The 13,586-nt window shown below is 41.6% G+C and carries 13 protein-coding genes; 5 read left to right on the plus strand and 8 right to left on the minus strand.

What is annotated here, in order from left to right:
* Positions 1-10: 10 nt before the first annotated feature.
* The 4 genes from M2132_RS02315 to ribD all read right to left on the minus strand — a co-directional run bounded on the left by M2132_RS02315 (position 11) and on the right by ribD (position 4,113).
* Positions 11-763: an isoprenyl transferase gene (locus tag M2132_RS02315; RefSeq protein WP_280670815.1), complete on the minus strand. Its 753-nt coding sequence runs from the start codon at positions 761-763 to the stop codon at positions 11-13.
* Between the two features lie 23 nt (positions 764-786).
* Positions 787-1,488, minus strand: a complete 702-nt coding sequence (locus M2132_RS02320) for a DUF6089 family protein (protein ID WP_280670813.1) — start codon at positions 1,486-1,488, stop codon at positions 787-789.
* 84 nt (positions 1,489-1,572) lie between these two features.
* Positions 1,573-2,970: a DUF6242 domain-containing protein gene (locus M2132_RS02325; protein ID WP_280670811.1), complete on the minus strand. Its 1,398-nt coding sequence runs from the start codon at positions 2,968-2,970 to the stop codon at positions 1,573-1,575.
* Between the two features lie 75 nt (positions 2,971-3,045).
* Complete coding sequence (ribD, locus tag M2132_RS02330) at positions 3,046-4,113, minus strand: bifunctional diaminohydroxyphosphoribosylaminopyrimidine deaminase/5-amino-6-(5-phosphoribosylamino)uracil reductase RibD (RefSeq protein WP_280670809.1); 1,068 nt, start codon at positions 4,111-4,113, stop codon at positions 3,046-3,048.
* Positions 4,114-4,137: 24 nt separating this feature from the next.
* Between ribD and prmC the strand changes: the two genes are divergently transcribed.
* The 5 genes from prmC (at position 4,138) to M2132_RS02355 (ending at position 9,353) form a co-directional block, all read left to right on the plus strand.
* Positions 4,138-4,986: a peptide chain release factor N(5)-glutamine methyltransferase gene (gene prmC / locus M2132_RS02335; protein WP_280670806.1), complete on the plus strand. Its 849-nt coding sequence runs from the start codon at positions 4,138-4,140 to the stop codon at positions 4,984-4,986.
* Positions 4,983-5,465: a regulatory protein RecX gene (locus M2132_RS02340; RefSeq protein WP_280670804.1), complete on the plus strand. Its 483-nt coding sequence runs from the start codon at positions 4,983-4,985 to the stop codon at positions 5,463-5,465. The genes prmC and M2132_RS02340 overlap by 4 nt, the downstream gene beginning before the upstream one ends.
* Positions 5,440-6,138, plus strand: coding sequence for a ComF family protein (locus tag M2132_RS02345; protein ID WP_280670802.1), 699 nt, complete (start codon positions 5,440-5,442; stop codon positions 6,136-6,138). Before M2132_RS02340 ends, M2132_RS02345 begins: the two co-directional genes overlap by 26 nt.
* Positions 6,139-6,168: 30 nt before the next feature.
* Positions 6,169-7,263, plus strand: a complete 1,095-nt coding sequence (locus tag M2132_RS02350; RefSeq protein WP_280670800.1) for a glycosyltransferase family 1 protein — start codon at positions 6,169-6,171, stop codon at positions 7,261-7,263.
* Between the two features lie 161 nt (positions 7,264-7,424).
* Entirely contained in the window at positions 7,425-9,353 is a 1,929-nt protein-coding gene (locus M2132_RS02355; protein ID WP_280670798.1) for a S8 family serine peptidase, read from the plus strand.
* Between the two features lie 89 nt (positions 9,354-9,442).
* Here M2132_RS02355 and gpmA read toward each other — a convergent pair whose 3' ends face one another.
* The 4 genes from gpmA to rnr form a co-directional block, all read right to left on the minus strand.
* Positions 9,443-10,189, minus strand: a complete 747-nt coding sequence (gpmA, locus tag M2132_RS02360; RefSeq protein WP_280670796.1) for a 2,3-diphosphoglycerate-dependent phosphoglycerate mutase — start codon at positions 10,187-10,189, stop codon at positions 9,443-9,445.
* A 97-nt stretch (positions 10,190-10,286) separates the two neighbouring features.
* A complete protein-coding gene (locus tag M2132_RS02365) occupies positions 10,287-10,709 on the minus strand; it encodes a hypothetical protein (RefSeq protein WP_280698185.1) in 423 nt (140 codons plus the stop codon).
* Positions 10,663-11,304, minus strand: coding sequence for a hypothetical protein (locus M2132_RS02370; RefSeq protein WP_280670791.1), 642 nt, complete (start codon positions 11,302-11,304; stop codon positions 10,663-10,665). The genes M2132_RS02365 and M2132_RS02370 overlap by 47 nt, the downstream gene beginning before the upstream one ends.
* 48 nt (positions 11,305-11,352) lie before the next feature.
* A complete protein-coding gene (rnr, locus tag M2132_RS02375; protein ID WP_280670789.1) occupies positions 11,353-13,500 on the minus strand; it encodes a ribonuclease R in 2,148 nt (715 codons plus the stop codon).
* Positions 13,501-13,586: the final 86 nt, after the last annotated feature.

Consider the following 13,586-nt stretch of genomic DNA (forward strand, 5'->3'; position numbering starts at 1 on the left):
TTGAATAAGACTATTTCTGTTGGCTACTGACCTGTTCGCTTGTTTTTCCGAACCGGCGCTCGCGTGCCTGATAATTAATTATTGCAGCATACAATGCTTCCCCTCTGAAATCGGGCCAAAGGGTATCGGTAAAATAAAATTCGGTATATGCTGTTTGCCACAACAAAAAGTTACTGATGCGAAACTCCCCTCCGGTACGTATCAACAGATCGGGGTCGGGAATGGATCGTGTGGTCAGGTAATTACTTATCGTATCTTCTGTTATGCTATCGGCATCAAGTTTACCGTTTTTCACATCTGTTGCAATCTGCTTAGTGGCATTTGTTATTTCCCATCTTGACGAATAACTGAGCGCAAGCACCAAGGTCAACCCTGTTGACGAAGATGTATCTTGAATACATTTGTTGAGAGAGGCTCTTGTTTCTTCGGGCAGGCGGTCTATATCGCCAATGGTTTGCAGGCGAATATTATTTTTTATGAGGTCGGGCGTTTCGTTGGCAATAGCCTGAACCATCAACGCCATCAATGCCCTGATTTCTTCTTCGGGGCGATTCCAGTTTTCGGTCGAAAAAGTATATAACGTAACATAAGGCACTTTCAGTTCGGTAGCGGCTTCTATAACCTTCCTTACCGACACAACGCCTTCTTTATGACCTTCAAACCTTTCTTTACCTTGCAACTTTGCCCAACGACCATTACCATCCATGATGATAGCTATGTGCCGAGGCAAACGTTCTTTATTTATTTTTTCCAATAGAGACATTGGTTTATTATATTTTTTTGTACTTAATCTAAATTTATACAATCCTGTGTCCGTAAGCCAAAATCCCATGTAATGGTAAACATGGTGAGGCAATACCAATCTTTGTTCTTAATGAAGCTGCTCTTTATTTTATACGGATCGTTTAAACTTAACCCGTCAGAGCCTGTATCGTCAAAATCGTCGCCAAACAGTTTCCTTACCGAAAACTCAAAGCCCAGATTTATCCTCTCCTTCCATTTATATTTTATTCCCACACCTAAGGGAATGTTCAGTCCGAAAAAAGTTTTATCACCCGTTCCCATCGTAAGGCCCACTCCGGCAAGCATGTAAGGCGAAAACCTTTTTGTTCCGAGAAAAGCGTACTTGTCGCTATAATTAAAGAAATTATATTCTACCTGTCCGCCTAATTCAACAAACGTACGGCTGAAAGAGGTATTCATGTTGTACGGAAATTTATTCCCGCTGTTCTTTGTATCGCCCGACACACCACCTACCACAAGGTTACCCTTGTATGCCCAGCGGAAACTACGGTTGTATCTGAAAATAGCTTCGCCGGCTATGTTCATGTTTTTGAAAGGAGTGCTTTTATTGGCATCGCCCATATAAAAAGCCGTGCCAAGCCCCCCTCCTATTTCATACTTATAGTCTTGAGCAAAAGTAGCAGATAAAGAAAGACAGCAAATTGAAACTACCGAAAGAATAAACTTTTTATTTATTATCCTCATTTTTTTCTTTTTGAAGTGTTCTTTATTTCTAACGGAATACTTTCCTCAAAAGTATATCCTCAAAAAAGAACTTTTATCAAAATATCAATAGCCCAAAAGGCTGTTCAATTTCCCTTTCCAAACTTGGGTTGAGTATGCTCCGGTTTCTGTTTTTCCGCCGAAAATCCAGATATTATTCTCATTGTCAACAATAAGGTTCTGATATCCCACCGAGTTCAATCCTTCGGGCAATACCTGCTGTTGGGGAGCCTCGCTCCAGTTTCCGCCCCAGTCTGTGCTGGTATAAAACCGGTTGTTAGACAAAACATATACGGCGTTTATCAAAACATTTTCAACCTTATTTTTATAGACTATTGCCGCAAGCCCTTCTCCCGCAAAGTATTTCTGCTTATCGGTATACGGTGATACGCTTACTCCGTCTCCGTTGTTAGCCACAAGCCAAACGGAATTCAAATCGGTTCCATTCTGATTTTTCCCACCAACGATAGCCATTCTTCTGCTGCTCCGGTCGATATCTGATGCAACAGCAAATCCCGACATCGGGAAATTATTCGGAACGGATGTCACACCGCCAAATATACTGAAGTCTTGCGTTTTAGCTATCTGATAATTGCTGCCATCCTTGATGGCTACAAGCAAATAATCTGTTGTTGATGTATTATCTGGAATAATGCCATAAATCACAGCTATTTGTTTGCCGTTATTCACTGTATTCCACGTAATGCCATTAAGCGAGGTGTATGTTTGCCCAGCGGATGTTATGGCATAGAAATTACCATTGAGCAAAGCGATACTGCTTATATCCGCATCAGCAGGTAAGCCACTTGTAGAACTTTCTGACCAGCTTGCACCATCTGTTGATGTGAACAATTTTATGTCGGCAGAGCGTTTTTCAAAGCAGTAAAACTTCGAGTTGCTGTTGTTTAATAAAGTTTTGGTTTGCCCACCCCCGGTTGGTACCGTTCCGGCCGATTTCCACTCAATTCTATCGGGATCTATCTGGTGGATACGGATATCTACCGTATATTCTCTTTTGGTGCTTCCATCGGCTGCCGTAACTTCAAACTTCACTTCTCCCTTCGAGAAGTCGATAGAGTCTGTACTATTCCATGTGTAAGTAGAATCCTTTAATTTAACTTTAATAGAATTTGCGCCATAAGTGGGATTGAAACTCATTGTTACGTAAAACTTACGCAAATTCATGCCATAAGGCAAGGAGTCGGGGTTAAATATTATCTTTTTATTCTGGTCGATTGCAAATTTCGTTTTTCCGAGAACAACATATGCTATCGAGTCTCTTGCTCTGGTAAGAGAATCAACATTGTCGTCTTTTAAATGTTTTCCCTTTGCCGAAAAGCTATATATCTGAGCATCTGACATTTTTATCTCTATTCCTTCATCGTCGCTCGAATTCAGACACGACTGGAATATTGCAACGAGGACTATCAGAACCAAGAATTTTATGAAATGTATTTTGTTCATTTGTTTCACACAATTTACTTCATTAGGTTGCAAAATTAGAAAGATTTTCAACTAAATGCCCAATTAAATAGATATTTATAAAAAATTATGGATTATCTTATTTTTTAAATGTTCTATTTTTCTGTCATTTTCACGAAAAATAATTGTCTCTTCACCCACTATAACAGGGGCGGATGTACCTTTTTTTAACATAATGTCAGCCGTCTCAACAAAAGCCTCATCCCACAAACCGGCATCTATAAAGCTTTGCAAAAGCCTGCGACCACCCTCTACAAGGATGGAATTGATTTTTAAATTATTTAACGCCAAAAGCACCTCTTTCAGACTATCCCCTCCCGCGCTCATGGGTACGAAAGTGGTATTCCCTATCGTGGTTTGTGTATCTACGGTTTCTGTGAAAATGTAAGTCCGGACAGCATTATTCAACAAATTGTTCAATTCCGGTATCCGTCCTTTACGGTCAATAACCACCCGTACGGGATTCCGTCCATACCAAAGGCGAGTGGTAAGCGAAGGGTTGTCTACCACGGCCGTATCCGTACCTACCATTATTGAGGCAACCTCCGCCCTGAGTTTATGCACCAGCATTGAAGTGAAAGCCGAAGATATTTGTGTACGCACAATTTCGTTTTTTTCGTTCACCCCGGCAATATATCCGTCCTGGCTTTGAGCCCATTTCAGATAAACGTAAGGACGGCGGTTTATCTGGCTCATCAAGAATTCTTTATTAAGTTCGTCGGCCTCCGCACGCATGACTCCCTCCACAACCTCAACTCCGGCATCTTTCAGCATCGTTATGCCCCGTCCTGCCACTTCGGGAAAAGGGTCGGTGGTGGCTACAACAACTCTGGGTATCCGGCTATCTATTATTAATTGTGCGCAGGGAGGCGTTTTTCCGTAATGCGAACAAGGCTCTAACGATACATAGATGGTTGAATGCGGCAACAGGTGTTTTTCCCTGACACTATTTATGGCATTAACCTCGGCATGCGCTTGTCCGTATTGACGGTGAAAACCCTCGCCTATAATCCTGTTGTTATGCACAACAACTGCCCCAACCATAGGGTTTGGAGCAACGTAACCGCGCCCCATCTGTGCCAATTGCAGGCAACGAGTCATGTATATGTGGTCTGTATCTTGCATTTATTTTATTATTTTTGTTGTTCGATGACAGAAACATTCAAATATATAAAAAATTCTCTTTTGGGGTTTTATCCCGAAACGGAAGCCGGATATCTTACCCGTTATATCATCGAATATATAACCCAAAAGCCCTATCCGGTTGCTTTGGGTGACAAAAATACTAAAATTACGCCTGCACAACTTCAAAAAACAGAGGAGATTGTAGGCCGTCTTAAATTATACGAACCGATACAATACGTATTAGGGCAAGCCGAATTTTATGGTATGCCTTTTGCTGTAAACAAAGATGTGCTGATACCCCGTCCCGAAACGGAAGAATTGGTTGAACTGATTTGCATCGAAAATAAGACGCAAGGATTAACCGTTTTGGATATCGGCACTGGCAGCGGATGTATAGCAGTGGCACTGGCAAAGAAAATGACAAACCCAAAAGTTGAAGCTTGGGACGTGTTGGCCAAGGCTTTAAATATAGCTCGCAACAATGCGGTGCGAAACAAGGCAGAAGTTCACTTCCGTGAAGTAGATGTACTGAAAGATATTGACTCTGATAAAAAGTTTGATATAATAGTGAGCAATCCGCCTTATGTACTGGAGTCGGACAAAAGAACGATGGAACGGAATGTGCTTGAACATGAGCCTCATTTAGCTCTTTTTGTACCCGACAATGATGCCTTGATGTTTTATGAAAGGATTGCCGACGTTGGACACAATCTGCTGAAACCTGACGGGCGGCTCTATTTCGAAATCCATTTCCTGAAAGGAAGGGAGGTTGCCGAAATGCTAAAAGAGAGGAAATACTCTGACATTAATTTGCATAAGGACATGTCGGGGCAAGACAGGATGGTTAGTGCTGTTTTAAAACAAAAGGGATGAAATTGACCGAAGGCCAAGCCTTAGCTAAAATCGCAGGTTATTGTTCCAAGGCGGAACGATGCGAATTTGACGTGCGCAAAAAATTGAACGGTTGGGAGCTTACCGCCGAAGAGCAGGAAAGAATCGTCAGTCGTCTGAAAAAAGAAAACTTCCTGAACGACAAACGGTTTTGCCAAAGCTTTGCGCGCGACAAAGCACGGTTCAATAAATGGGGAAAAGTGAAAATCGCTTTCGAGTTGAAGCGGAAGAAAATACAGCAGGCCTTTATAGATGAATGCCTCTCGGAGTTGGATGACGCGGATTTAATCGAGTCTTTGACAAAGATTTTGGAAACAAAGCTAAAATCGGTAAAAGCAAAAAACAGCTATGAGCTAAGAGGCAAATTGATGCGATTTGCTTTAGGTCGTGGATTCACCGCAGAGCAGATAACGAAGGCAATGAAAGGAATGGTAGATGAAGATTGCGAAGAACATATTTAGTGGTTTATTGGATTTATTCTTTCCATCCGTTTGTGTAGCTTGCAGCAGAAAACTGGTGGAAGGCGAAGCTTTTCTGTGCTTGGAATGCTTAGCCGGTTTGCCAAAAACGAACTTTTGCCATCAACCTCAAAATCCGGTGGAGCAGATATTTGCCGGGCGTTTTCCGTTTTTGAATGCTGCCTCGTTCTTTCATTTTTCGAAAGGAGGAGGGCTGCAACAAATATTACATGAACTTAAATATAAAGATAACGGCCCGATAGGCATTTGGTTGGGGGAGCTATGTGGCAATGAATTGAAGAAGTCAGGCTTCATGAAACCCATAGACGTAATTGTGCCCGTACCCCTACACCCTAAAAGGCAACGCAAACGGGGTTACAACCAGTGTTTGCGGATCGCCAAAGGCTTATCGCATGCCACAGGGATAGACGTGTGCGATGATGCCGTAAAACGTGTTATAGATAATAAATCGCAAACAAAGAAGTCGCGATTAGCCCGTTTCGAGAATGTTTCGGGTATCTTCCACTTAGAACACCCCACTCTGCTCGAAAACAGGCATGTGCTTCTGGTAGACGACCTGATTACAACAGGAGCAACAATGGACGAATGTGCCCGGACAGTTTTGCGGGCCGAAGGTGCAAGAATAAGTATCTTTGCTATCGGGTCGGCCTTATAGATACAATAAATAGACTAAATTTGAACTGAAATGAAAATACTATTGGTTGGAGAATATAGCAATCTGCATTGGACGCTGGCTAAAGGCTTGCGCCAGTTAGGGCACGATGTTACCATTGTGTCGGACGGCGATGCTTTTAAAAATTATCCGCGCGATATTGACATTGCCATGCATGGCGAAGGACGCATAGCTCAAATAAAATGTATGGTATCAATAATGAAATGCTTGCCTAAACTGAAAGGATTTGACATTGTGCAGATAATAAATCCATGCTTCACCCGCATCCATCCTATCAATATTTACCTGTACCGTTATTTGAAAAAGAATAACGGTAAAATATTTTTAGGAGCCTTTGGCGACGATTACTATTACACAAAAGCTTGCATAGAAAATAAGACATACCGCTACTCGGAATACTTTGCCGACGGGAAACCCACCAACCTGAAGGCCAACGCCGGCCACATACACACATGGATGCACACTTACCGCAAGCGCGACAATGAAGAAATAGCCGAAACATGCAACGGCATAATAGCCTGCCTGTGCGAATATTACATGGCATACGAACCCCTCTATAAAGAGAAACTGGAGTATATACCTCTGCCTATCGACTTGAGTGAAGTTCCGTTTTCGCCTTTAGAAATTACCGATAAGATCAGATTTTTTCACGGAATAAATAAAGGACGGGCCGAAGTTAAAGGAACGGCATTTTTCCTGCAAGCATTTTCGGAGTTGGAAAAAAAGTATGGCGAAAAAGTTGAACTGATAACAGTAGAGTCGGTTGCCTTCGATGTTTATAAAGAAAAGCTAAAGCAGGGAGATGTTGTTCTCGATCAGGTATATTCTTACAGTCCGGCTATGAACGGATTGCTCACAATGGCCTCCGGAAAGATATTGGTTTGTGGAGCCGAACCCGAAATGTACGCCGCCTTAGACGAAAGCCAAATGAAGCCTGTTGTTGCCATCACGCCTTCGGTTGAAGTTATCTACAACCAGATGGAAAAAATTGTCTTATCAAGAGACTTAACATTGGAAAAATCTTCTATTGGTCGAAAATTTGTTGCAAAACATCATGATTTTATCAAAATTGCCTCACATTATGTTTATTTTTGGAGCGCTCATTAAAAACATAGGGTAATAAATAATAAAAAACAGCCCACTTAAGTTTAAGTTTTGCTAAATTTCGTGCCCGATACCGAAAGAAAAGTGTTCTATTTGAAGACACTATTTTTGCTGTTGGCACATGAAAAAACCTTATTATAAAAATAGAATAATATAAAACTAAAATGAAAAAGAGACTACTACTGATTCCCGTTTTTTTACTGACTGTTTGCACAGTTAGTTCACAAACATTGGAGGAACGGACAAAAATTATTTCGAAAAGCAACCCTACCCAAATAGAGAGATTGGAACAACGCTTAGAAAAAAATGAAAAAGAAAGACAAAGCCGAATATCCGCTTATTTGGAAAAGAACAAAATATCTTTAAGAACCGTATCTAAAGATGGTACTGTAAGCGAACTGGTTGATGTGATTGACGGGCAACCTATCTACTACGCAACATATAATGCCGGATCAGCCAGAACAATGAGAGCTAACACATTATTTTCCGGAGGAAAATTAGGATTAGAGCTGGATGGAACCGATATGGTGGCTGGTGTTTTTGAAGGTGGCCGGATTTTAGACACCCATCAAGAATTTTCGTCCGGAGGAGACGGCAACTCTCTCATAAAAGTAATGGATAACAACATAAAAAACTTACCTTTTAATGAACATACAACCCATGTTGCCGGAACAATTTCCGCATTAGGGGTAAATAGCGGAGCAAAAGGTATTGCTTCCGGTGCCGAAATACACCAATATTCATGGACCAATGACCTTCAGAACATGAGCAAATTTGGACGGGATGGCTATTTGGCATCGAACCATTCATATGGTTTAGATATGTCGAGAGGAATCCCTGAGTGGTATCTTGGAGCTTACGACGCTACAGCGGCATATACGGATGCAATAGCTTATACTTACCCGAAATACCAAATAGTATTTGCTGCCGGAAATGACAGAAATACTTATACTACATACTATCCGACGCATAACAAAAGCGGTTATGATTTGCTGACTCAATATGGTGTGTCAAAAAATACGCTGACTGTTGCTGCCATACATGAAATGAATTCATATTCATCACCGGCCGATGTTCAGATGTCAAACTTCAGTAATTTCGGACCAACAGACGATGGCAGAATAAAACCAAACATTTCGGCAAAAGGTGTATCCGTATTCTCACCTATCAGTACAGCCAACGACGCGTATGGCTCAAAACAAGGCACATCGATGTCCGCACCGGCAATAGCAGGGGCAGTTTTGTTATTACAAAAACATTATAAAAATGTAAATGGCGACTACATGAACTCTGCCACTGTTAGGGGCTTGCTTCAGCATACAGCTTTCGCGGCAGGTTCTTCAATGGCTCCAGATTACAGATTTGGTTGGGGAGCAGCCAACCTGGAAGATGCGGCATTAGTTATATCAAACAATGATAACACCGCCCTGGTAAAAGAATTAACACTAAATAATAACGAAACATACGAACTTGAATTTGAAGCGGATGGCTCAAATAGCGAGTATGTGAGAGTTTCAATCTCTTGGACAGACCCTGCGGGAACAGCTATCAAAGACGAAATTGATTCCAGAACAAAAGTTTTGGTAAATGACTTAGATCTTAGGGTTATAGACGCTTACGGAACCACAAATCAGCCATGGCGATTAAATCCTGAGAACCCTTCTGCTGTTGCGGAAAAAGGTGATAATAACGTAGATAACTTTGAAAGAGTAGATATTTCAGCTCCTTTTGGCAAACATAAATTGATTGTTAGCCATAAAGGCACTTTAGTAGATGATAAAGGTTCAGCTAATCCACAAGATTATACCTTGATTGTGACCGGACCTAATTTAAAACTATCGTCAGCATCTATCGAATCGGAAAAAACATCGAATGCTTCGGTATATCCTATCCCTGCTAAAAACACGGTTTATGTATCGGTTAATAAAGACGCAAAATATACATTGTTCGAAATCTTAGGCCGTCAGATAGCTTCGGGAAGTTTTGCTGAAGGCGAAAACTCGCTGGATGTATCTTCTTTGGCCAGCGGAAGCTACCTTCTAAGAATTGACACAGGCGATTCGGTAGAAACAAAGAAAATTATACTTGAATAAACAGCTTTAAGTAAAAGAAAATATGAAAGCCAAAAAAGGCGGAAGAATAAAAAATCTTCCGCCTTTTTTCTAATCCATCCGGATTTATTTTATTTTTTCTTACCTTGGTTAGCTACGGCATCCATCAGTTTCTTTATTTCTTCGGGATCGCCAAGGAAGTAATCTTTCACCAGGTTCAAATCGTTGTCAAACTCAAACACGTAAGGAACGGCCGTTGGCAGGTTCAGGCTCACTATATCCTCGTCCGAAATACCTTTCAAGTACTTGATGATACCTCGCAAACTATTGCCATGAGCCGCAACTATAATATCATTATGATTTACCATAGACGGATAAATAACCTCCTGCCAATAAGGGAGGATACGCTCCACGGTATCTTTCAGCGATTCTGTTTCCGGAATGTAAGCTTTAGGCACGCCACTGTAACGAACATCTTGCGATGATGAACGGGGGTCTGTTTTTTCGAGTGGAGCAGGTGGCACATCGTAACTACGACGCCATACAAGCACTTGTTCGTCCCCGTATTTTTCGGCTGTTTCGGCTTTATTCAAGCCTTGTAGCATCCCGTAATGTTTTTCGTTGAGACGCCATGTTTTTTCAACGGGAATCCAATCGAGATCCATCTCATCGAGAATACTATTCAGGGTTTTAACAGCCCTTTTAAGGTAAGATGTGTAAGCAAGTTCAAATTGGAATCCTTCTTTTTTAAGAAGTTGTCCGGCTTTTATTGCTTCGCCGATACCTTTTTCCGACAAATCGACGTTTGTCCAGCCAGTAAAGCGGTTTTCTTTGTTCCATACGCTTTCGCCGTGACGTATCAATACTACTCTTTTCATTTTGTTCTAATTATTTGTTATCAGATATTCTATTGTTTAATCAAAAAGGAAATACAAATTTACAAACAAAGCCCGATAAAACAGTGTTTTCAAGGTTTTAATCTCTCCCTTTGCCGGAGTATATTCTGTTCATGATGCTGTCTCCCACCAAAGGCCGGAAATGGTTTCTTTCGTAATAATTATACTTCGACTCCGTTATCGGATTTTTGCCCGAAAAATCGAATACATTTTCCTTTCCAAAAACTCCTTCCAAGTAAGACACATCTTTATCATTAAGCTTTGTTTGAGAAAACAACGGATTCACCACTATTCTGTAATTGGTTTGATACTTATCCAAAATACGTTTTATCTCGGCTAACATCTCTTTTTGTTTCTCATCAATTATCAGTTGTCGCAAAACTGAATATTGAGCCGGTTCCTGAAAAATATCGTTCGAATAATATTTTTCGGGATTTTCTCTTATCCGCTTTTCGTTAGCAGCAGCACACATCACAATTGGTAGGGAAAACTGAAATGGCATTGACCCGGCGTTTCACCGTATATTTATTTTTTATACCCAGAAGCCCTCCATAAAAATAAACTAAATATTTAGGTTTTGTATAGGTAAAAAAATGTGCTTTCTGAAATTTGAACCAATCTCCAAAACTATTGTCCAGAGTTATAGGGTGTTTCATTTTTATACATTCTGTTTCTTGCCTGTCTACATCAAAAAATATGGAGTCGGCATCGACTAACATCAAAGCATTATTCACCGGAACACGATTCCTATCCAAAAACCTTAATTTAAGATAAATACCAACAATCGTTTCGCTCGAAGCATCGAACGAAAAAGGGCGTGCCCCCTCTCCCAAATGCGTTGCCCACGAAGCCGGATTATAACCCATGGAGCGTGAACTGCCAAAAACAAACGAGTTGTATTTTTGTGTGGGATTATGTTTAATGAACCTTTCGGTTGTTACATAATCACGATTAAGGTCGTTGGCTTGTATAGAGTCAATATCGTACTTATACACAAGCTTAAAGGGATCGTACACAAAATAGCCTACTGTCAGAGCAATACAGAAAAACAGAATTGGCAATGAAAACAATATCAGTTTTTTCAGAAACTTATTCATTGATATATAATCCCTTCTCCTGCTTTAAAGACAATATTTACTAACTATTTAATCGACTATCGTAAAATCGAGTTGCTTGCGGTCGAGGTTAGCCCGTGTCACTTTTATTTCCAGCTCGTCGCCCAACCGATATTCGCGCCCCGAACGGCGACCACGCAAGCAATAATTTTTTTCGTCGAACTCATAAAAATCGTCATCCAACTCGCGCATCGGAATCATACCTTCGCACTTGTTTTCTTCAATTTCGGCATAAATACCCCATTCGGTTATACCCGAAATAACGGCTTTAAAGATGCGACCTATCTTATCGGCCATAAACTCCACTTGCTTATATTTTATTGAAGCCCGTTCCGCATTGGCTGCAAGCTGCTCCATATCCGAGCAATGTTTGCACTCATCTTCATACTTTTGCTTATCAACGCTGCGCCCCTCGTCCAAATAATGCGTCAGCAAACGATGCACCATCATATCCGGGTAGCGGCGGATAGGCGACGTAAAGTGAGTATAATAACTGAACGCCAATCCGTAGTGCCCTATGTTTGTGGTAGAATATACAGCCTTGGCCATAGCCCGTATGGCAATGGTGGAAATCAGATTTTCTTCGGGTTTGTTGTGCACATCTTCGAGCAACTTATTGATTGACTGCGAAACAGCCACACTATTACCTTCGGTCTTTATCTTATAGCCAAACCGGCGGATAAACTCCGACAGATTTTGCATTTTGTCGGGATTGGGCAAATCGTGAATACGGTAAACAAATGTTTTTGCTTTCTTGTTCTTCGGAACCTTACCTATAAACTCGGCAACGGTACGGTTGGCAAGAAGCATAAATTCTTCTATCAGTTTGTTCGAGTCTTTCTGTTCTTTGAAGTAAACGCTCAGCGGTTTTCCGGTTTCGTCTATCTCGAAGCGTACCTCTTCGCGGTCGAAGGCAATAGCTCCGTTTTCGAAACGCTTGGCTCTGAGTTTCTTTGCCAAATCGTCTAACTTCAGTATTTCGTCCTTGAAGTCTCCCTCGCCTGTTTCTATTATTTGCTGTGCTTCTTCGTATGTGAAACGGCGGTCAGATTCTATTACAGTCCGTCGGATACGATGTTTTTTCACAACAGCATTATCGGTCATTTCAAAAATGGCAGAGTAGCACAATTTCACTTCGTTCGGTCTTAGCGAACACAGTCCGTTGCTCAACCGTTCGGGCAGCATCGGAATGGTGCGGTCTACCAAGTAGACCGATGTTGCACGGGCTTCGCCCTCTTTGTCGATAATCCCTCCGGGTGTAACGTAATGCGTCACATCGGCAATGTGTACCCCAACTTCCCAATGCCCGTTTTCGAGCTTGCGTATGGAAAGAGCATCGTCAAAGTCTTTTGCATCGCGGGGGTCGATGGTAAATGTTGTGATACCTCGGAAGTCCTCGCGCTTTGCTATTTCCTCGTCTGTTATATCGTCCGGAATTTTGTCGGCCTCGGCTTCTACCTCTTCCGGATATTTATACGGAAGTCCAAACTCGGCCAGTATAGCGTGCATTTCGGCATCGTTCGTTCCGGCCTTGCCCAAGATATCTATAACCTCGCCTATTGGGTTTTTCGCCCTCTCGGGCCATTCTACGATTTGTACCAGAGCCTTATCGCCCGTCTTACCGCCTTTCATATTATCTTGCGGAATAAATATATCGTTGGCTAGTACCTTGCTATCCATTTCGAGGAAAGCAAAATGCTTCTGCACGCTAAGCGTACCCACAAAGCGGGTTTGCTTACGAACCAATACCTCCACAACTTCGCCTTCGGCATCACGTCCTTTTCTTTTTGCAAGCATCTGTATGCGAACCCTGTCGCCATCCATGGCATGGGCAGAATTGCGCTCTGCTACAAAAATATTATCACCGCCTTCGTCTGGTATAAAAAAGTTCTTACCATTGCTCCGCCGTTCAAAAACGCCCTCCAGAAACAACCCTCGGGTATTCGATTTGAATTTGCCTTTTGCGGTTTCGATAATAAAGGCTTCGTCGCGCATTTCTTCCAGAATAGACATCAGGATAAGCCTTTCGGGTTGGGTTTTCAGCCCCATATCGGCACTTATCTGTTTGTAATTATATGACTTTCCGGGATTGCTGTTAAAGAAGTTTGCCGTTGCGGCAATGATATATTTCTTTGTTTTTCGTTTGGCCGTTTTTTGCGGTATTCTGTCTTTAGCCATAATGTTATTTTCGTTTATTTGGTTTTATGAAATTGCCTTGACTGGCTCATCGTGATGATACACAGTTGTTCAAGACATACTTTTTG

The sequence above is a fragment of the Dysgonomonas sp. PH5-45 genome, assembly GCF_029893235.1.
Lineage (GTDB): Bacteria > Bacteroidota > Bacteroidia > Bacteroidales > Dysgonomonadaceae > UBA1309.